At 69.9% G+C, this 1,052-nt stretch carries 1 protein-coding gene and 1 pseudogene; both read right to left on the bottom strand.

Going from position 1 to position 1,052, the window contains the following annotated elements; translation table 11 throughout:
* Positions 1-623, bottom strand: a 623-nt coding sequence (locus C5E41_RS32975; protein WP_146097794.1) for an aldehyde dehydrogenase family protein, incomplete at its 3' end; no start/stop codon positions are given.
* Positions 624-725: 102 nt separating this feature from the next.
* Positions 726-1,052: pseudogene (locus C5E41_RS34315) on the bottom strand (TIGR03857 family LLM class F420-dependent oxidoreductase); the annotation flags it as partial.

Raw genomic sequence — 1,052 nt, 5'->3', positions numbered from 1 at the left:
CCGCCGGACACGATATTGATCACGCCCGGCGGTATCCCCGCCTCCTCGACGACCTCGCTGAACAGCGACACACCCAGCGGTGCGTCCGGGGCGGGCTTGATCACCACGGTGCATCCGGCCGCGAGCGCCGGCGCCAGTTTCATCGCGGCCATGAACAAGGGGACGTTCCACGGCACGATCGCCGCGGTGACGCCCACGGGCACGCGGCGTACGAGAACCTCGCCCCCAGCTCCGGCCGGACGGATCTCTTCGAAGCTGAAATCCGCCACCATCCGGGCGTGGGAGCGATACACCCCGACAGCGAATCCGACCTGGCCGAAGGAGGAGAAGCTGCGCGGCGACCCGACCTCGGCGCAGAGCAGATCGGCGAATTCGCCCGAGCGCCGTTTCAGTGCGGCGGCCAGGCCGCTCAGCAATTCGGCCCGGTCGGCAGGGGTGGTGGCCGCCCACTCCGGCCCGTCGAGCGCAGTGCGGGCCGCGGTGACCGCCGCCTCGACATCGGCGCCGGTCGCCTCGGTCACGGTGCCCAGCAGCGCACCGGACGCGGGCGAGAGCACTTCGATCCGCGGCCCGTCGGAGGCTCGCCACTGCCCGGCGATATAACACCCTGCAAAGTCGCGCACTGCTACCTCTTCCGTCCGATACTGCGCCAGAGCCGGCCGGGATCCATCCGGCCGCAATGACTGAATTCTGGCAGTAATGTCACTTTATCCGCAAGGGCCGGTTCAGCCGACGACCGATGCCAGTCGATCCGGTGTACTGCCGTGCAGGATCAGTTCGTCGGCGCCCGCGTCGAGGTAGCGGTCGAATACGGCGTGACACTGCGCCGCGGTGCCGCCCGCCGATGCCTCGTTCAGCCAGCGGGCCGGCAGCGCCGCGGCGGCCTCCGCCAGCTGCGCGGCGGTCCGGACCGAGTCGGCGGACCCGCGTATGCCGGCCAATTGCGGATGTGCGCGCAGCACCGCGAGCTGGTCCGGGTCCCAATCATTGACCTGAGCGAGCTGCTCGCCGAATCCCGGAATCTGGTAGTAACTCACCGCCCGGCCGGCGAC

The sequence above is a fragment of the Nocardia nova genome (assembly GCF_002933465.1).
Taxonomy (GTDB): Bacteria; Actinomycetota; Actinomycetes; order Mycobacteriales; family Mycobacteriaceae; genus Nocardia; species Nocardia nova_B.
This window is presented reverse-complemented; position numbering and strand designations above follow the sequence as displayed.